The organism is uncultured Novosphingobium sp. (genome assembly GCF_964277725.1).
GTDB classification, from domain to species: domain Bacteria; phylum Pseudomonadota; class Alphaproteobacteria; order Sphingomonadales; family Sphingomonadaceae; genus Novosphingobium; species Novosphingobium fluoreni.
In genome coordinates this window covers 1-17,817 of sequence record NZ_CAXYKL010000204.1, presented here as the reverse complement: position 1 = coordinate 17,817, position 17,817 = coordinate 1, and the positions used below count along the sequence as shown (strand labels likewise).

Annotated in this window: 23 protein-coding genes and 1 pseudogene; 11 read left to right on the top strand and 13 right to left on the bottom strand. The window is 65.6% G+C overall.

Annotation, left to right across the window (positions count from 1 at the left end; translation table 11 throughout):
* From ACHWRX_RS11790 to ACHWRX_RS11775, 4 genes and pseudogenes are all read left to right on the top strand, one after another.
* Positions 1–365 (top strand): annotated as a pseudogene (locus ACHWRX_RS11790) (glycosyltransferase family 2 protein); the annotation flags it as partial.
* Positions 362–979: a putative colanic acid biosynthesis acetyltransferase gene (locus tag ACHWRX_RS11785; protein WP_394659354.1), complete on the top strand. Its 618-nt coding sequence runs from the start codon at positions 362–364 to the stop codon at positions 977–979. The pseudogene ACHWRX_RS11790 and the gene ACHWRX_RS11785, both read left to right, overlap by 4 nt.
* On the top strand, positions 976–2,289 hold the full coding sequence (locus ACHWRX_RS11780; RefSeq protein WP_394659353.1) for a hypothetical protein: 1,314 nt from the start codon (positions 976–978) through the stop codon (positions 2,287–2,289). Before ACHWRX_RS11785 ends, ACHWRX_RS11780 begins: the two co-directional genes overlap by 4 nt.
* A 25-nt stretch (positions 2,290–2,314) precedes the next feature.
* Positions 2,315–3,697: a lipopolysaccharide biosynthesis protein gene (locus ACHWRX_RS11775; protein WP_394659352.1), complete on the top strand. Its 1,383-nt coding sequence runs from the start codon at positions 2,315–2,317 to the stop codon at positions 3,695–3,697.
* An 86-nt stretch (positions 3,698–3,783) separates the two neighbouring features.
* On the opposite strand, the gene ACHWRX_RS11770 is transcribed toward ACHWRX_RS11775, so the two are convergent.
* From ACHWRX_RS11770 to flgB, 13 genes are read right to left on the bottom strand one after another with little or no spacing between them, the layout of a single operon-like run.
* On the bottom strand, positions 3,784–4,635 hold the full coding sequence (locus tag ACHWRX_RS11770; RefSeq protein WP_058737787.1) for a flagellar motor protein MotB: 852 nt from the start codon (positions 4,633–4,635) through the stop codon (positions 3,784–3,786).
* A gap of 1 nt (position 4,636) precedes the next feature.
* A complete protein-coding gene (gene motA, locus ACHWRX_RS11765; protein ID WP_183615843.1) occupies positions 4,637–5,500 on the bottom strand; it encodes a flagellar motor stator protein MotA in 864 nt (287 codons plus the stop codon).
* A gap of 35 nt (positions 5,501–5,535) precedes the next feature.
* On the bottom strand, positions 5,536–6,459 hold the full coding sequence (gene flgL / locus ACHWRX_RS11760) for a flagellar hook-associated protein FlgL (RefSeq protein ID WP_394659351.1): 924 nt from the start codon (positions 6,457–6,459) through the stop codon (positions 5,536–5,538).
* A 10-nt stretch (positions 6,460–6,469) separates the two neighbouring features.
* The gene (flgK, locus tag ACHWRX_RS11755) at positions 6,470–7,804 is read right to left on the bottom strand and encodes a flagellar hook-associated protein FlgK (protein WP_394659350.1); all 1,335 of its coding nucleotides are present in this window, start codon (positions 7,802–7,804) and stop codon (positions 6,470–6,472) included.
* A 3-nt stretch (positions 7,805–7,807) separates the two neighbouring features.
* Entirely contained in the window at positions 7,808–8,137 is a 330-nt protein-coding gene (locus ACHWRX_RS11750) for a rod-binding protein (RefSeq protein ID WP_394659349.1), read from the bottom strand.
* The gene (locus tag ACHWRX_RS11745; protein WP_288418196.1) at positions 8,134–9,237 is read right to left on the bottom strand and encodes a flagellar basal body P-ring protein FlgI; all 1,104 of its coding nucleotides are present in this window, start codon (positions 9,235–9,237) and stop codon (positions 8,134–8,136) included. The genes ACHWRX_RS11750 and ACHWRX_RS11745 overlap by 4 nt, the downstream gene beginning before the upstream one ends.
* Positions 9,237–10,037, bottom strand: a complete 801-nt coding sequence (locus ACHWRX_RS11740; protein WP_394659348.1) for a flagellar basal body L-ring protein FlgH — start codon at positions 10,035–10,037, stop codon at positions 9,237–9,239. The genes ACHWRX_RS11745 and ACHWRX_RS11740 overlap by 1 nt, the downstream gene beginning before the upstream one ends.
* 2 nt (positions 10,038–10,039) lie before the next feature.
* Positions 10,040–10,828 (bottom strand): flagellar basal-body rod protein FlgG, encoded by a 789-nt coding sequence (gene flgG, locus ACHWRX_RS11735; RefSeq protein ID WP_058737781.1) that lies wholly within the window; start codon positions 10,826–10,828, stop codon positions 10,040–10,042.
* Between the two features lie 18 nt (positions 10,829–10,846).
* Positions 10,847–11,587 (bottom strand): flagellar basal body rod protein FlgF, encoded by a 741-nt coding sequence (locus ACHWRX_RS11730; protein ID WP_183615848.1) that lies wholly within the window; start codon positions 11,585–11,587, stop codon positions 10,847–10,849.
* Positions 11,588–11,597: 10 nt separating this feature from the next.
* A complete protein-coding gene (locus ACHWRX_RS11725; protein WP_394659347.1) occupies positions 11,598–12,392 on the bottom strand; it encodes a flagellar hook-basal body protein in 795 nt (264 codons plus the stop codon).
* Positions 12,393–12,404: 12 nt separating this feature from the next.
* Positions 12,405–12,713: a flagellar hook assembly protein FlgD gene (locus ACHWRX_RS11720; protein WP_058737778.1), complete on the bottom strand. Its 309-nt coding sequence runs from the start codon at positions 12,711–12,713 to the stop codon at positions 12,405–12,407.
* Positions 12,710–13,108, bottom strand: a complete 399-nt coding sequence (flgC, locus tag ACHWRX_RS11715) for a flagellar basal body rod protein FlgC (protein ID WP_394659346.1) — start codon at positions 13,106–13,108, stop codon at positions 12,710–12,712. The genes ACHWRX_RS11720 and flgC overlap by 4 nt, the downstream gene beginning before the upstream one ends.
* Before the next feature lie 3 nt (positions 13,109–13,111).
* Entirely contained in the window at positions 13,112–13,465 is a 354-nt protein-coding gene (flgB, locus tag ACHWRX_RS11710) for a flagellar basal body rod protein FlgB (protein ID WP_288418194.1), read from the bottom strand.
* A gap of 224 nt (positions 13,466–13,689) precedes the next feature.
* On the opposite strand from flgB, the gene ACHWRX_RS11705 reads away from it, so the two are divergent.
* From ACHWRX_RS11705 to ACHWRX_RS11675, 7 genes are all read left to right on the top strand, one after another.
* Positions 13,690–14,385, top strand: coding sequence for a MotA/TolQ/ExbB proton channel family protein (locus ACHWRX_RS11705; RefSeq protein WP_288418193.1), 696 nt, complete (start codon positions 13,690–13,692; stop codon positions 14,383–14,385).
* Positions 14,382–14,849: a hypothetical protein gene (locus ACHWRX_RS11700; protein WP_394659345.1), complete on the top strand. Its 468-nt coding sequence runs from the start codon at positions 14,382–14,384 to the stop codon at positions 14,847–14,849. Before ACHWRX_RS11705 ends, ACHWRX_RS11700 begins: the two co-directional genes overlap by 4 nt.
* Positions 14,846–15,325, top strand: a complete 480-nt coding sequence (locus tag ACHWRX_RS11695; RefSeq protein WP_394659344.1) for a flagella basal body P-ring formation protein FlgA — start codon at positions 14,846–14,848, stop codon at positions 15,323–15,325. Before ACHWRX_RS11700 ends, ACHWRX_RS11695 begins: the two co-directional genes overlap by 4 nt.
* A 177-nt stretch (positions 15,326–15,502) precedes the next feature.
* Positions 15,503–15,799: a flagellar biosynthesis anti-sigma factor FlgM gene (locus ACHWRX_RS11690; protein ID WP_058737772.1), complete on the top strand. Its 297-nt coding sequence runs from the start codon at positions 15,503–15,505 to the stop codon at positions 15,797–15,799.
* Complete coding sequence (locus tag ACHWRX_RS11685; RefSeq protein WP_353960789.1) at positions 15,796–16,143, top strand: flagellar protein FlgN; 348 nt, start codon at positions 15,796–15,798, stop codon at positions 16,141–16,143. The genes ACHWRX_RS11690 and ACHWRX_RS11685 overlap by 4 nt, the downstream gene beginning before the upstream one ends.
* 147 nt (positions 16,144–16,290) lie before the next feature.
* Positions 16,291–17,181, top strand: coding sequence for a lytic transglycosylase domain-containing protein (locus ACHWRX_RS11680; protein ID WP_394659343.1), 891 nt, complete (start codon positions 16,291–16,293; stop codon positions 17,179–17,181).
* A gap of 71 nt (positions 17,182–17,252) precedes the next feature.
* On the top strand, positions 17,253–17,817 hold a 565-nt coding region (locus ACHWRX_RS11675; RefSeq protein ID WP_394659355.1), incomplete at its 3' end, for an FHIPEP family type III secretion protein.

The window sequence follows — 17,817 nt, the reverse complement described above, 5'->3', positions numbered from 1 at the left end:
ACGGCTACGCCGCGCGCGAGGCGGTGGATGTGCTGGCCCAACGCTACGCCTTGTTCGATCACTGCGAAACGCTGACGGTGCGTGGCAGCGGCTGGCAGGCGCGCGCCAAGCGCTGGATGAAGGAGCGGGTGTATAATCGCCTGCCGTTCGGCATGGGGCCGCTGCTGTATTTTCTCTACCGCTACATCGCGCAGCTGGGTTTCCTGGATGGCCGCGCGGGCCTGATCTACCACGCCATGCAGGGCTTCTGGTACCGCTTCCTGGTGGATGTGCGCGTGCTGGAGCTGGAACGCGCCATGCGAACCTGCGCCACGCGCGAAGAGCGGCTGGCGGTTTTGCGCGAACATACTGGGCTGCAATTGTGAGCGACGCGCTCCTCAATGCGGCGCAATCGCATCCACGCACCGGAGGCGCCAGCTTCAGTTTGGCTCATAGGACGGTCCGCGCTCTCTTCTCGGTGACTTGGCTGCTGCTAGCGGCTTGGACGCCGCCGCCCCTACGCGGTTGGCGGCGATTGGTCCTGCGTCTTTTCGGCGCACAGCTGGGGGTCGGCGCGAACATCTATGCCAGTGCGCGGATCTGGTATCCTGCAAACCTGGTAATGGGAGACTATGCTACACTTGGCCGCCGCGTGCGGTGCTACAACCAAGCCCGGGTGACGATTGAAGCTTACGCCGTCGTCTCACAGGATGCGACACTTTGCGCCGGGACGCATGACTATGAGGATCCGCACTTTCCCTTGCGGACCCGCCCGATCGTGCTGGAGGCACAAAGTTGGATCGCGGCGGAGGCGTTCGTCGGCCCCGGTGTGACCGTGGGATCCGGAGCAATCCTGGGCGCCCGCGGCGTAGCTATGAAAGACTTGGCGGCGGGGACTATCCATGCCGGGAATCCTGCTGTCGCGATCAAGCAGCGCCACGCAACTGATCACGACGTTCATGCGATGGCGCAGCCTAATACTGCTAGGCCGCAAACGTGATCTACGTTCTTGTCTGGCTGTTCTTCCTGGCAGGGTTTGGGATCAACTGCGCGGTGCTGGCTCGTATGGACATCGCGCGGCTGGACTTCCTAGACGGGATCTTGATCGGCCATGCCTATTATATCCTAGTTCCGACGCTGGTCTTCCTGCTGCGGGGGCTAGCCGAAGTTCCCGAACTTGCCTTGTCCTACTACCCCTTCAAGGACCTTGGCACGACGGCTATTCTGCTGGGTGGGATGTATCTGTTTCCGCTGTTGCGACTGCTGTTCAAGCAAGTCCCGTCCCATGTTTCCGATCGAAGCGATCCGCGAATGGTGCCGAGCGTGATCGCGCTATTCCTAGTGACGGCCATTGCATCGTTCGCGCTGACTGGGCTTGCCGGGGGCGGACACTGGCAGGGCAATATCGACACGGCCTTTGCCAACCCTGCGTTTCTGCCAATCAAGTATGCCGCGAACGTGGCCCGTGATGCAGTCTTCGCGGTGTTGCTCTATCGCGTGGCGGTGGGGGCGGTGGCGATACGGAGCGCCGTGTTGGTAGGCATAGCGCTTTCATTGTTCGACGTGTTTACCACCTTCAACCGCATAACTGCTGTCTACCTGCTGCTGATGGTTCTGCTGCTGTTGAAAGACCGGCCTTGGCGCATGCTGTTGACGGGCGTGGCCAGCTTGTCGATGCTGTCAGTGCTGAGCACGCTCTGGCCAATGTTTCGCGGCTTGGCGACCGCTCAGGGTTATACGCTGCAATCCTTCGCTCTGGCATGGGATATGGCATGGCGTAGCGAGCAGGCAAAAGCGGGATCGCTGGAGGCAAGCCTTAACAGCGTGTTCGAATCCTCCAACATTGTCGTGCTGGACTGGATCGTGCACAATTTTGGCACACTAGACCGCCCCTATCTGGCCTTCGCGATGTTCGCCCGGCCGGTGACGCTGCTGTTGCCCGGCGCGCTATGGCCCGGTCGGCCTGAGAACTTCGGCTTGTCGCTGGGGGAGGCGATTGCCCATATCCCGTCACTGGCGCTCAATTCCACGCTCTATGGCGAAAGCTATGCCAACTTCGGCTGGTTCTGGCCGCTGGGGCTGAGCGCTTTTGTCTTGCTGTGGCATGGCGTCTATCGGCTGATCGCACCGCAATCGCGCGTGGTGCAGATAATGGGGGCCTTCGCCGCCATCGCGATGTGGCGGTTCGACGCTTCCTTCATCGGCTGCGCGGCCCTGCTGACCGGGGGCATGGTGGTGTCCCTGCGCTTGCTGCGCATCAGCCGGATCAAGCCCTCCGGCCGTTTCTATTGGGCGCAGCGGCGGGCATGACCGAGCAGTTTTGTAGGTCGCTTCGATGATCCGCCGCGTCGCCGCCGGGATCGGCATGACCGCGTTCGACAAGCTGGTGATCGCGGCGACGCAGCTTGCGCTGGTGCCGATCCTGGCCGCGCACTGGGGACTTGCGCTTTATGGCCAGTGGCTGATTCTGGCGACCGTGCCGCAGTTCCTGAGCATGAGCGACTTCGGCTTCGCCACCGTTGCAGGCACACGCATGACAATGGCGGTCGCGCGCGGGGAGCCAAGGGAGGCTGTGCGGATATTCCAAAGTGCGTGGCGCGCGGTGCTGGCAAGCGCCGCGGTGCTGATCGTCGCGCTGACCGGGATCGTATGGCTCTTGCCGGATGGCGTGTTTGGTGCCCGACCGTCGGCAGCAGTATTCGATCTTCGCCTGACCCTGTCGATCCTGGTGATTTACGGCGTTATGGCGGTGCAGGGCAGCATCTTCTTCGCCGGCTTCCGTTGTGCGCAAAAGTTCAGCGTGGGCGCGTTCTGGAACGCCATGACGATGCTGATCGAGAATGCCGCGCTGGTGCTGACGGTGTGGTGCGGGGGTGGGATCGTCGCGGCGGCCATGGCGTGGCTGCTTGGCCGGATGTTCGCCCTCGCGATCCAGAACCTGCTGTTGCGCCAGCGCGTACCGTGGCTGGAAATCGGCGTCCGGCGTGGTTCATGGGACGAGGCGTGGGCGTTGCTGCGGCCTGCAGGCGCAGTGATGCTGATGCCGCTGGCGCAGGCGCTGGTTTTGCAAGGGACCGCCCTTATGATTGGCGCGGCGGCGGGCCAGGCGGCGGTGCCGGTCTTTGCCGCAACGCGCACGCTATCGCGCGTGGGGATGCAATTGTGCTGGGTAGTGAGCACGCCCCTGATGCCGGAGTTTTCCGCCGCCATCGCCCGCAGGGACCGGGGCGGCATGGCGGCGATGGTGTTGGCGACGCTGCTGTTCTCTGCACTGCTGGTCGTTCCCTATGGCCTGGCCTTCACGGGTTGGGGGCAAACGGCGATCGCCCTGTGGACCCATGGCGCGATCACGCCTCCGGCGATGCTGGTGCTCGCCATGGGGGCGACGATCGTGTTCGGCGGCGTGTGGTATCCGCTGTCCAACCTGCTGCTGGCGAGCGACCGACAGGCGGCATACACCGGGTGGTACGTGGCGCTGGCGCTGGCCAGCTTGCCGATGACATATGGCCTGGCTCGGCTGATCGGCGTCAGCGCCGGCGGTGTGGCGATGGTGGTTCTGGACCTGGCGATGCTGATAGTGGTGGGGCGGCTGGTCAGCCGTCATCTTGCGACGCGTGCCGATCTGAGGATGGCGATTTCTACGCTGAAAGCCACGATCAGAATCAAATGGCGAGACCACCGCAACATCCCCCTCCCGGCTGCGTCGAGCGAAATCTAGAAACGCTGATCCGGCGCTGCCGCGCCTGGACTTCGTTCGGCACGAGCGGGGTGAGAGGGCGTGCCCTGCCGGAACGCCTCTGTACTTCAGTCCAGCAACAGGATTGAGATGCGGCGGTTGCGCGGGTCCGAGGGGTCGCCCGGGATCAGCAGTTCGCGGTCCGCCACGCCTTCGATGCGGTTGAAGCGGTCTTCGCCGATCCCGGCGCGCAGCAGCGCCTGGCGCGTCGCTTCGGCGCGGCCGGCGGAAAGCGACCAGTTGTTGCCCGGCACGCCATCGCGCCACGGCGTGGCGTCGGTATGACCGCGTATCGTCAGCGAGCCCTTGTCCGAGCCGACGGCCTGCGCGATCGCCTGCACCAGTTCGCTGGCGTCCGAGGTCAGGATCGTGGTGCCCAGCCGGAACATCGAGAAGTTGGCATCGTCCACCAGGTCGATCCGCACGCCTTCGGTCGTGTCCACCATCCGCACTTGCTTGGCGAGGCGGCGCAGCTCCTGCGTGGATTGCAGCTTCTGCTCCAGCGCTTGCTTGGCGCGGGTGGTGCGCTTGATCTTGCTGCCGCCTTCCTTGGGACCGCCCACCGTGTCGCGCGGGATCGTCAGCGTCTTGGTACCGGTCTGACCTGCGCGGTGTGGATACTTGTCGGCATCGGTGAGCGATGAACCGCCGAGCAGTCCCTCCGCCGAACCGGCGCTGCCCTGGCTGGTCTTGACCAGCGTGGGCGAGAAGTAGTCGGCGATGCCCTTGCGTTGCTTCTCGGTCGTCGCGCCCAGGATCCACAGCAGCAGGAAGAATGCCATCATCGCCGTCACGAAGTCCGCATAAGCGACCTTCCACGCGCCGCCGTGGTGGCCCCCGGCGACGATGGTGACTTTCTTGACGATGATCGGCGCGGGAAGTTCGTTCTTGCCGCGCTTGGCTGCCGGCGCGCTGGCCACGTCAGCGGCCCCTCATCGCGTCGAGCAGTTCGGACAAGCCGGGACGGAAGGCGTGGCCTAGCCCGGAGCGGGCGCTTTCCACCACCAGCGGCTGGGGATAACCATGCAGACTGGCGATCACGACCTGCTTCACCGCGTGGAAGATCATTTCGTCCTGCTCGATGATCTGCTTGAGGCGGCCGGCCATCGGCGCGACGATACCATAGGCGAGCAAAACGCCCATGAAGGTGCCGACCAGCGCCGAGCCGATCATCGCGCCCAGGATCGAGGGTGGCTTGTCGATCGAGCCCATGGTCTTCACCACGCCGAGCACGGCAGCGACGATGCCGAGCGCGGGGAGGGCGTCCGCCAGGCTGGAAAGCGCGTGCTGCGGCTCATGCATCTCGTGGAAGGTGGTCTTCAGCGCGTTGTCCATCACTTCTTCGACCGCGTGGGTTTCCAGCGTGCCGGAGGAGACGACGATCAGCGTGAGGGTGTCGCAGATCAGCGCGACCAGCGGCTTGTTGGCCAGCAGGCGCGGGAATTCGGCGAAGAGCGAGGAGGATTGCGGGTCGGATACGTGCGATTCCAGCGCCACCGGACCTTCGGAACGCAGCAGCTTCATCAACCGGCTGGTCAGCACGATGGCGTCCACATGGTCCTGCTTGTTGTGCTTGGGCCCCTTGAAGATCTTGGCGAACGAGGCGCCCAGGCCCTTCAGTTCGTGCATCGAGTTGCCGGTCACGATGGCGCCGATGGCCGCGCCGCCGATGATGAGCATCTCGTGCGGGATCGCCTCCATGACGGGGCCGAGCGCGCCGCCGGTCAGGGCGAACCCACCGAACACCATCACCAGCAGGATGACGACGCCGATTGCAGCAAACATGGTTCAGTATCCTTCGAGGATGACGGGCGAAGTCATCAGCGCAGCTGGTTGAAAAGCGAGAGTTGAGAAAGCTTGGTGAAGCTGGCCTGGCTGGCTTCCAGCACGGTCATCATCTGCTGCAGTCGGGCGACGGAGTTGGCGAAGTCCGCGCCGCCCACGTCCTGTTCTTCGCTGGCGCGGGTTTCGGCCATCCTGGTGGCGCGCTCGGTCGTCATGTCGAGCCAGGCGAGCCGCGATCCCACCACCGTCTGCGCGGTTGTCACCGAGTCCAGGCCGGCGGAGAGCGCATCCAGCGAGCCGCGCGCCGCGCCGGCGAGATCGCCGGTGCCCGCGTTCAGCGCGTCGGCCAGGGTCTTGACCGTGGCCATCAGGTTGGTGTCGACGCCGCCGACCTTGAAGTTCAGGAATTCCGGCCCGGTCAGCGAGCGGGTGACGGTCTGGCCCTGGCCCAGCGACACCTCGGCGCTGCGCGCGGTGCCGGTGTAGGTGGCGTTGCCAGAGGCATCGAGCGTGTAGGCGCTGGTCGCATTGTCGCCGCCGAACAGCGGCTTGCCATTGCTGTCCTGCGTGTTCGCAAGGCTGAACAGCGTGTCATGGATTGCCGCCATTTCCTTGCCGATGCTGGCGCGCTGCGTATCGCTGAGCGTGCCGTTCGCCGCCTGCGTGGCCAGTTCCTTGGCGCGCGAGATGGCGGTGGTGATGTCCGACATCGTGGCGTCCGCGATGTTGAGATCGGCGGTGGCGCGATTGGCGTTGGCGGTATCGATTTTCGACAGCGTATCGGCGCGGGCGAGCGACCGCAGGCGCGATGCCGCCACCGGATCGTCCGACGAACGGGTCAGGCGATTGCCGCTGCTGATCTGCGCCTGCAGCGCCTCGGTCTGCTTGCGCAGCGAGGTCATGTCACCACGGGCCCGGTCGTAGAAGGCGCTGGTGCTGTTGGTGGAGAAGATGGTCATGGCGGTGGCCTCAGCGGATACCCAGGAGCGTGTCGAACAGATCGTTCGCGACCTGCATCACGCGGCCTGAAGCCTGGAATGCCTGCTGGTAGCGCACGAGGTTGACCGCTTCCTGGTCGAGATCGACGCCTGCCTGGCTCTGGAGCGAAAGGCTGGCATTGTCGGCGATTGCGGTCAGCGCGTCACGAGTCACCTTGCGGCCGGATACGGCGCTGGAGACGTCGAAGATCGCGCCGTCGATGTCGCCGGACGGATTGGCGGTGCTGAGCGCGGTGCGCAAAGCGGAAAGGTTGGTGGCGTCCCGGCTTTTGGCCGCGGCCCCGGCCGGTGCGGTGGCGATCTTGCTGCCGTTGGTGGCGACGACCTGGAGATCGGCGGCGGTAGCGCCGGAAAAGATCGGCTGCCCGCTCGCGCCATCCAGATCCACGCCATTGGCCTGCGCCGCGTTGACGGTGGCCGCGACTTTCGCCGCGATCGCATCGATGCCCTTGCTGGTCTGCGCGAGCTGCACCAGCGCCTGATTCTTGCCCGCGATCGCGCCGGATGCGGGGGTGACGGCGGTGCCGTCCAGCTTGAACGACAAAGTGCCGTCCGCCGCCGTGTTCATGGCCAGCGTCCCGGCCTTGTTGCCTGAGACGAGCTGTGGGCCGGTGCTGCCGCCCAGGCGCACTTCGACCGTCTTGTCGGACGAGAATACCGTGGTCACGTCCACTTGCGCGCTCAGCTTGGTCAGCAGATCGTCGCGCTGGTCCAGCAGCATGGTCTGGTCGCTGGAAGCGTCGGCGGAGCGCGAGAGGCGGGCGTTCACCTTGGCCAGTTCCCCGGCCAGGGTGTTGATTTGGCTGACCCCGGCGTTGGCTTCGAAGCGCAGGCCGTCTCCGGCCGACTTCAGGCTGCCGGCGGTGACGTTGAAGGTCTTGGCAAGAGTGCGCGCGCTTTCGAGCGTAGAGGCGCGCAGGGCGCTGTCGGTCGGGTCGGACGCCAGCTTCTGCAGAGAACCTTCGAACGCCACCGAGGCGTCATAAAGGCCGCTCTGCTCGACCGAGGATTCGATATTCTCCAAGCCCTGCACCTCGGCGCTAGCGCGCGCGGCGTCACTGCCGGTGCGGCGCACTTCGGCCTGGCGAAAGGCGTCGGCATTGCGGGCGACGCCGCTGACGCGGACGCCCGAGAGGCTGATGTTGCCCGCGGCGCCGTTGCTGGTGCCCGAAACCTCGCTCAGCGACACCGACCGTCGCACGTAGCCTTCGGTAGAGGCATTGGCGATGTTCTGCGCGGTCACGTCCAGCGCGGCACGTGCCGCACGGGTACCGCTGCGGGCGATGGCGATGAGATCGGAAGCCATGGTTTACTTCGCTCCCTTCGGCGTTGCAGGAGCGTTCGCCTCGTGCGGCAGCAGGCGCGCGACTTGCGCCTCGATCTTGGCGGCGAAGCCCAGCGATCCGGTCTGCGCGGCGATATCGGCGAACTGGTTGTCCTGCATCTCGCGGAAGGTATCGAGCGCCTGACCGCCGAACAGGTCGTCCCCGCCGAAGTCGGCCTTGCGTGCGGCGCTGAGCATCTGGCGCACGAAGATCGCCTCGAACTGCTTGGCCGAGGCCGAGAGCTTCTCACGCTGGGTGGCATTGCCCGCCACCAGTTTCGTGCTCGCCAGGTTCGGGGCCGAAATGCTTGTCATATCACCACCATCTCCGCCTTGAGGGCACCGGCCTGCTTCAGCGCTTCCAGGATCGCCACGAGATCCGACGGGGTGACGCCCAGCATGTTGAGCGCGTCCACGATCTTCGACAGTGACGCGCCGGGCTGGAACATCATGACCTTGCGGTCTTCCTCCTCGACCCGGATGCGCGAGCTTTGCTCCACGGCGGTGCGGCCGCCGCTGAACGGCGCGGGCTGCACCACGGTGGGCTTCTCGTCCACGCGGACCACCAGCTTGCCGTGGCTGATCGCGGCAGGGGCGACGCGAACCGCGCTGTTGATGACGACGGTGCCGGTACGGCTGTTGACGATGACACGGGCAGGGGTTTCGGCCGGGCTGACGTCGATCATCTCGATCGCGGCCATCAGGCTGGCGCGGGTGTCGGCATTGGGTGGCAGGCGCAGCGCCAGCGAGACGCCATCGGTGACCGTGGCGGTGCCGGGCAGCTTGCGGTTGATCGCATCGCGCACGCGGCTGGCGGTCATGAAGTCGGCCGTGAACAGGTTCCAGCTGAGATCGCCGCCGTTGTCAAAACCAGTGGCGACCGCGCGCTCTACCGAAGCGCCGTCGGCGATGCGGCCGACGGTGGGGATATTGATGGTGACGTTCGAGCCATCGCGGCCGCCGACATCCAGGCCGCCGACCGCCAGGTTGCCCTGCGCCATCGCGTAAATCTGGCCATCCGCGCCGTAAAGCGGCGTCATGATGAGAGCGCCACCGCGCAGGCTCTTGGCCTTGCCGATGGTGCTGACGGTCACGTCGATGCGCTGGCCGGGCTTGCTGAAGGCGGGCAGGTCTGCCGTGATCATCACGGCGGCCGCGTTCTTGAGGCCGGGGGCTACGCCAGGCGGCAGGGTCAGGCCCATGCGGCCCGAAACACCCTTCATCGCCTGGGTCAGGTAGGCAAGGTTATCGTCACCCGTGCCGGGCAGGCCGACGACGATACCGTAGCCGGTCAGCTGGTTGGAGCGCACGCCCTGGAACTGGCCAAGATCGCGGACGCGTTCGGCGTTGGCGGGCGCAGCAAAAGCCAGCAGCGCGCTGAACGCCAAAGCAAGAGTGGTGAAAAGCTTGCGCATCAGAACGGCGAGATCACGTTGAAGAACCGGCCGAGCCAGCCTTGCTTGCTTGCACGCTGCAGCGCGCCCTTGCCGGAATATTCCATCTTGGCGTCGGCGATTCGCGTGGAGAGGATCACGTTGTCGATGTCGATGTCGGCCAGCCGAACAATGCCGGAGAACCGCACCCATTCATCGCCCTGGCTCAGCAACATCTGCTTCTCACCTCTGACCAGCGCGGTGCCGTTCTCGCGCACTTCGGCAATCGTGACCGCGACGGTGGTCGAGAGATTGCTCGTCTGCCCCGCGTTGCCCTGTCCGTTGAACGTCGAGGACGAAGACGCATTAAGGGCATTAGGGTTAAGAAAGGATAACGGTCCGGCTGTGGGTGGCGTGATGGAGGCACCTCCGCCTTTGTTACTTTTCGAATTTACCGCCTTGGATGCGGTGGTGCTTTCCACCAGCCGGATGGTTAACGGATCGCCCACGCGGCGCGCACGATTTCCTTCGTAGAGCGCGGCATAACCCAGCGCGGGTTGAAAGATCGAACCGTTGGCGGGCGGCAGCGGCGCGGCGACGGGCAGGGTCGGTTCGAAGCCCGAGGGCTTGGGCGCCTTCCTGGCCGCGGCGGGATCGGGCAAGGCGGCGCTGATCGCGGCGGCGACCCCGATGGCGCCCGCGGCGCGCAGCAAGTTGCGCAAAGGCGCGGGCAACGACGGGCGATCCGCTGGCCCGGTCGCCTTTTCCGAGTCGCGAAGCCAAGGCAGCGGGGCCCCGGTGTTTGCGGCAGAGGCGAAATCGTGATTGGTCGCGTTGGTCATCGTCACAGCGTCTGGTTCGCGTTGCGCAGCATCTCGTCGACCGAGGAAATCATCTTGGAATTGATCTCATAGGCGCGCTGGGTTTCGATCATGTCCACCATCTCTTCTACGATGTTGACGTTGGAGCCTTCGAGCATGCCCTGGCGGATGTGGCCGCGGCCTTCCTCGCCGGCGATACCGATCTGTGCCGGGCCGGACGCGCTGGTCTCCATCAGGAAGTTGTCCGATGCGGCCTGCAATCCCGCCGGGTTGGTGAAGCTGGCGATGGTGATCTGGCCCAGCTGCTGCGCCTCGTTCTGGCCGGTGACCTGCGCCGAGACGGTGCCGTCCTGGCTGATCGTGACCGAGGTGGTGCCCTGGGGCACGTTGATCGGCGGCTGCAGCGCATAGCCCTGCGTCGTCACGACCTGACCGTCCTGCGTCAGGGAGAAATTACCCGCACGGGTGTAGCCAAGTTGGCCACCCGGCAGCTGCACCTGGAAGTAGCCGTCACCATCCAAAGCGAGGTCATAAGAGCGGTCGGTCGTCTCCAGCGTGCCTTGCGTCTCGATCCGCGTGGTGGACTGGATGCTGACGCCGGTGCCCAGGTTCAGGCCCGTGGCGTAAGCTGTCTCGCCCGAGGACTGTGCCCCGGCGACGCGGGCGTTCTGATAGGCCAGCGTCGCGAAGTTGGCGCGGTCACGCTTGAAGCCGGTGGTGGAAACGTTCGCTAGGTTGTTGGCGATCACGCGCATCCGCTGATCCTGGGCCTCAAGGCCGGTGCGGGCGACGTGCAGGGCGCTGGTGGGCATGGGTCTGGTTCCTTGGGATTAGTCGAGGCGCATGAGGCGCGAGGAGCCTTCGTCGAGCTCCTTGGCGGTGGAAACGAGCTTGGTGCGCAGATCGAACAGGCGCTGCGCCTCGATCATGTCCACCAGGACCTCGGATGAATTGACGTTCGATTGCTCGACCGATTCGGGGATGACGCGGGCGTTCTCGTCCACCGGCAGCACCCCGCCGCCGGGCACACGGAACACACCCGCCAGATCCTTTTCCAACGGCGAGCCCTTGGTACTGACAAGCTTGAGCTGATCGATCTTCTGCGGCTGCTGATCGGGCTGGGCGGGATCGGTGACGAGCAGCGAACCGTCCTGCGCGATCGAGACGTTGGCGCCGGGAGGCACCATCAGCGGGCCGCTTTGGCCTAGCACTGGCAGGCCTTCACCGTTCTGCACGACGCCGGTGATCGAGACCGACAAGTCGCCGCGCCGGGTATAGCCTTCCTGGCCGTCGATCGATTGGACCGCCAGCATGGTGTCCCCGGTCATGGCCACGTCGAGCGGGCGGCCGGTCTGGACGACCGCGCCTTCCTTCATCGACGCGCCCTTGACCTCGGACCGGTTCATCGAGCGCACGTCCAGCTGCGGCCCGTCCAGCGTGACGGACTGCGCCTGCAGCACTTCGGCCTTGAAGCCGATGGTCTGCGCGTTCGCCATGTTGCTCGCGATCATGCGCTCGCGCACCATCGAGGCGTTCATGCCGGAAACGGCGGTGTAGATGAGCCGATCCATGGGTCAGGCCTTAGGTCCGTAGGCCGATGATGGTCTGCGAGATCTGCGTGGCGGTGTCGATCGCCTTGGCGTTCGCCTGGAAATAGCGCTGGGCCGTGATCAGGTTCACCAGTTCCTCGGCGACGTCGACGTTCGAGTGCTCGATCGAGCCCGAAAGCAGCGCGCCGTTGCCGGCGGTGTCGGGCGCGCCGAAGGTGGGTGGGCCGGAAAGGCCGGTCTGCGTCCAGTTCGAGCTGCCGACCTGCTTCAGGCCCGTCGGCGCGATGAAGGTGGCGAGGGCAACGGTGCCCACGGTGTCGTTCGAACCGTCCGAGTACGACGCGTTGATCACGCCCTTGGGGCTGATGGTCACGCCGGTGAAGGTGGCCGTGCCCTTGGTCGCGGGGATCTTCACATCAGCGGGGGTGCCGGTGGTGGCGGTGCCGGCGAAAGCCTGCAGCCGGTTACCGGTGCCATCGTTGATATAGCCCTGCTCATCCACCGCGAAGGAGCCGTTGCGAGTGAACATCGTCTCGCCGCCGGGGGACCTGATCTCGAAGAAGCCATCGCCGGTGATGGCAACGTCCAGCGCCGAGCCGGTCTGCTCCACCGGGCCGATCGAGAAGTTCTGCGTGATCGAGTCTACTGCAGAGCCGATGCCCTGCTGCTGCTTGGGATTGGTGAACGAGGAACCGGCCACGATGTCGGCGAATTCGACGCGGGATTTCTTGAAGCCGTTGGTCTCCGCGTTGGCGATGTTGTGGCTGATGACGTTCAGGTCGGTCTGGGCGTTCTTCAGCCCACTGATCGAGGTGTAATAGGACATGAAAGACGCTCCTTAGGAAGCCGTGGGCGTGGTGGTGGTTGTGGGCTGCTTGGTGATCAGCACGTCCAGCTTGGAAGCGATCGCCTTCAACGTGCTGCCCATCTCGGTGCTGTTCGCCAGCGTGGAGAACTGCGCCATCTGCGCCAGCATCTGCTTCTGGTCGACCGGGTCGGTCGGGTCCTGCTGCTTCATCTGCGCCGTCATCAGCTTGATGAAATCGTTGGAGCCGAGCGAGGCCAGGCCGGTCTTGCCATTGCTGGTTTCGACTTTCCCCGCGCCGGATGTGGTCGCGTAATTCTGAAAGACTGAGCTTACGGTCATTTGAGCCTCATCGTATCGAGCATGAGTTGCTTGGCGGTGGAGAGGGCCTCCACCATGTTCTGGTACTGGCGCGAGCTTTCGAGCATCTCGACCATCTCGGCGTTTTCATCGACCGGGGCGGTCCAGACATCGCCGTTGGCATCGGCCAGCGGATGGTCGGGCTCGTGCTGGCGGATCGCGGCGGCATTCTCGCGCACCACGCCCTCGACCCGGACCGATCCCATGCCGGTCGCGCGGTCGAGGTCTTCGGCGAAGACGGCGCGGATCGGGCGATAGGCTTCCGCCTCGCTACCGGTCACCGTGCCCGCGTTCGCCAGGTTGGAGGCCGCCGCGTTCATGCGGACGAGCTGGGCGGACATGCCGCGCTGGGCGACGTCGAAGATGGAGCCGGGCATCGCTTACTCGCCCCGCATCGCGCGCGTCAGCGTCTCGACGCGGCCACGGATGAATTCCAGCGTGGTGGAATAGCCCACCGCGTTTTCCGAAAAGGCGATCTGCTCGTTCTGCAGCTCCACGGTGTTGCCGTCCATCGATGGCATCACCGGCACGCGATAGAGCGTGGCGCCCTTGGCCGCGCCATCGGCATCGCCGCTGCCATTCTTCTGGCTGGCGGCGAGCGCGGCCCGGAAGTCGATATCCTTGGCCTTGTAGCCGGGGGTCGCCGCATTGGCGATGTTACCGGCGATCATCCCCATGCGCTGAGAGCGCAGTTCGAGAGCGGCGGCATGGATGCCGAACAGGCTCTGGCTCATCGCTTCGTTTCCTTTCCGATGGACTGGCTCAAGGCTCGTCCGGGTGTTCGCGGGATATCTCAGCAAACACCGTGCCAAATGCTTTGCAGGCCTACGAAAAGTCGCATTGGGGCCGTGAGCGGCAGCCGGGCGGCAAAGGTTTGCCGTTTTCCGGCAAATGTCGGCCAAGTGCGAAAAGGACTGAAATGCCCGCCGTTCTGCTGTGGTGAAGGAGTGCAATCCGCATGCAAGTCGCACTGAACGTCCAGAGCCTGCTCGATCCGCTATCCGCCCTCGTCGTGGTGGGCGGAACACTGGTGGCGACGTTCCTGCGCTGTGGCTGGGCGGATTGCCGCACCGCGATCGGCGCGCTGTTCGCGCTGCGCAAGGGGCGCTTCAACGCCGAGCGTGCGCGGGGGGAACTGGCCACGCACGTCCAGGCGATCCGCCGCGACGGGCTGGTACGCGCGCAGTCCCACCACTTCGGCGATGAGGAGTTCGACGATGCGTGTGACGCCATGGCCCAGACCCACTCGCTGACCGCCTTGCGCGATGCGCATCGCAATCACCGCCTGAAACGGCAGGAGCGTGCGCGCCACGCGGTGGAGACGTTCGCGCAGGCGGCTGAGCTTGCCCCGGTGTTCGGCATGGCGGGCACGCTGATCTCGTTGACGCAGCTGCCTTCGGGCGGGGCGGCCCATGCGGACTTCACCGGCGCGATCGCCATGGCGGTGCTGACGACGCTGTATGGCCTGTTGCTGGGCAATATCGTGTTCGCGCCGCTCGCCCGCGTGATCGAGCGTGCGGCGCAGGCCGAAGAGCGTGAGCGGCAAGTCGTGGTGGACTGGCTGGAGGCGCAGATCGCGCCGGCCGTGCCCAAGCTGCACGAGGCTTCGGCCGCAACGGCTTCCTCTGGTTCGCACCGGCAGGCGCGCGCATGATGAGCATCAAGGTCGGCACCGGCTGGCAGACGATCATCGCCGACTTGTCGATGATCCTGTTCATGCTGACCGCCAGCGCCGTCGCCCGGCAGGACCCCAAGGCCCAGGCCGCTCCGGCAATCACGCGTGCCACGACTTCTACACCGCAGCTGGCGCCACGCGGTGAACCGGTGGCCGTCTGGATCGCGGGTGAAGGCGCGCCGCCGCTGAAGGAGTGGCTGGCCCAGCAGCCGCGCGATCCTCGCCAGCAGGTGACGATCACCGCCAGCTATGCGCCGGGGGCGATGAACGAAGCCCTGGCGCGCGCGCAGGCTCTTGCGCGCGAAGCCGGCGATGCCCGCGTCGTGGTGGAACCGGGTAGCCCGGGATTGCGCGTGATCATCGGTTATGATGCGCCCGAAGCGCGGCTGGCACGTACCTTGCGTAGTTCTGCGCAAACGCTTCCATCCAAGGATCGACCATGAGCATCGTTCTCGCCATCCTCGCCGCCGCATCGACCGGCTATGCCGACCTTGCCGCGATCGATCGGGAAGTCGCAGGCTTCACCGGCGCGGAAATCGGCCAGAGCGGCGGCGCGATGACGCCGGTGGACCGCCGCCTGCGACTTGTGCCCTGCGCCAGCCCGCTCGCCTTGTCGTGGCGCACGCAGAACCATGAAAGCGTAATCGTCCAGTGCGGCGATCCCGGCAGCTGGCGGTTGTTCGTGCCGATCAAGCGCGACCTGCAAGGCCCGGGCGGAGCGCCCGCGATCAATCGCGGCGATGGCATCTCGATCGCGGTGAACGGCGATGGCTTCAGCGTGGCGCAGCCGGGCGAGGCCATGGAGTCCGGCGCGGTCGGCAGTTGGATCAGGGTCCGCCCGATCAACGCCAAGCCCAACGCCGAACCCATGCGCGCCCAGGTGGTTCGCCCGGGGCTGGTCTCGCTGCCGCTGGACTGACGCGCGTTAACACTTCGCCGTCGCTATCCCGTGGCAAAAATCTGGCGTGCCTGCGCTAAGTATATACGCGTAAGCATTATTTTGCCGGACCCGCGGCACGAATTTGCCGCCACACCCCTTAAACCTTCCGCGCCGCTACCGTTCTTCCCTTCAAGAAGAGTTCAAGGAGCGGCCATCATGCCACCCATCGAAGTGGGTGCTCCCCGCGCGATCGGCGCGGTGAGTGCCGAGATAGCCCGCCGAGCGGGCACCGATAACGCCGCCGCTGTCCCGAGCGGCAAGGCCTCCGCCAAGACGGCCGCGCCCGGTGTCGCCACCAGCGTGGCGGTGGACGCGGGGGAAGCCCCGGTCGATACCGATCGCGTCTCGCAAATCCGCAAGGCGGTGGAAAGCGGCAAGTATCCGCTGGTCCCCGCCCGGATCGCGGATGCCATGATCGCAGCCGGCATCATCCTGAGGAGCGGTCATCCGTGAGCCAAGTCCAGTCTTCAACCCCGGCAATGCTGCGTGATCAGTTGCGGCAGATGCTTGCCGTCCTGGAAGAAGAACGGCAGGCGCTTGCCGGCCTGGATATCGACGCGCTCATGGGTGCGGCGAATGACAAGAACCGCTTGTGCGGATCGCTGGAAGACGCCGCCGGCGTGGTTCTGGACGAGGAATGCCGCGGAATGCTGGAAGCGGCCAAGCGTCTGAACGAGGTAAACCGCCAGGTTCGCAACCTGGTGGCCGCCAACGTCACCGCGCGGTTGAACGCGATGACCGGTTCGCCGCAGCTCTATCATGCTGGCCCGCGCTACGCCTACGCGGGCGCGCGCTGAAACCCAAATTTCCAGCCGGTTTCCGCTCGACACGGACGGGCTCTAGGTAAGGGTACGCAGAGGGCTGAGATCGTTTAAGCCCTCGCCCACAAAAAATTGGCACAGCTCTTGCTGAATGGTCACCGGTACTTTCACCGGGAGCCAGCATTGCCTGATACCCCATATGTCGGCGGGTCGTCCGCAACCCCAGCTTCAGTCGCACCTGGCGGCGCGCCCGTCCGGGCGGCGATCGCGCGTGCGGCGCAGGCTACGGGGATGGACTTCAATTATCTGCTGGCCCAGGCGAAGATCGAATCCAGCCTGAACCCTTCGGCCAAGGCGCCGACCTCAAGCGCCGCCGGGCTCTATCAGTTCACCAACGGAACCTGGTTGCAGACGCTCGACCGCCATGGCGCGGAGCACGGGCTGGGCTGGGCCGGCGATGCGATCTCCGGCGGGCGGATCACCGATCCCGCCATGCGCGCGCAGATCATGGCGCTGCGCTACGATCCCCAGGCTTCGGCCTTGATGGCGGGCGAACTGGCGTCGGACAACCGCGCCGAACTCGCCACCGCGCTCGGCCGCGAGCCTGACGCCGCCGAGCTGTACCTCGGCCACTTCCTGGGCATCGGCGGTGCGACCACTTTCCTGTCCGCCTTGTCCGCAAACCCCGATGCGATCGCCGCCGGCATCCTGCCGCAAGCCGCCGGGGCGAACCGCTCGATCTTCTATGGCCCCGGCGGCCCGCGCACCGTGGGCGGGGTGATGGACTTGATCCGTGGCCGGGTAGCGAATGCGATGGAGACCGGCGGGGCGCAGCTTTGGGCATCTGCCGCCGGCTACGACGCGTCCAATCCCGCAACCCCCGGCTTCACGCTGCCGGTCGGCGGCCCGATCGCGCAGGAATTCCACTCCGCGCAGGCGCAGATGCCCGCGCCCACCGCCACCCCAAGCCGCTCGATGGCGGATACCCTCAACGATTCCTTCGGCGGCAGCGCTGCGGGTGCCCCGGCGCACATTCGTGACGCCTATGCCAAGCTGGCGAGGTTCGGCCTGTGAGTTTCCTCAATCGTCTATCCGGCGGCGCTTCGCTGGCGCTGCCCGCGGGCATCCTGGTCCTGATCGTGCTGATGATCGTGCCGGTCCCCGCGATCGTGCTCGACGTGTCATTCGTGCTCAATATCGCGCTGTCCGTCGCCATCCTGATGGCGGCGATGAATGCGACCAAGCCGCTCGACTTCTCCTCGTTCCCCTCGGTCCTGCTGTTCGCGACCTTGCTGCGCCTGGCGCTAAACGTCGCTTCCACCCGCGTCGTGCTGGTCCACGGCCATGAGGGCGAGAGCGCGGCGGGCATGGTGATCGAGAGCTTCGGCGCGTTCCTGATCGGGGGCAACTTCGCCGTCGGCATCTTCGTGTTCCTGATCCTGATGATCATCAACATGGTGGTGGTCACCAAGGGCGCGGGCCGCGTGTCTGAAGTCTCGGCGCGCTTTACCCTCGACGCCTTGCCCGGCAAGCAGATGGCGATCGACGCCGACCTTGCCGCCGGGCTGATGACTGCCGACGAGGCCAAGGCCCGCCGCCGCGAAGTGGCGACCGAGGCGGACTTCTACGGCTCGATGGACGGTGCCAGCAAGTTCGTGAAGGGCGATGCCGTCGCCGCGCTGCTGATCCTTGGCGTCAACATCGTCGCCG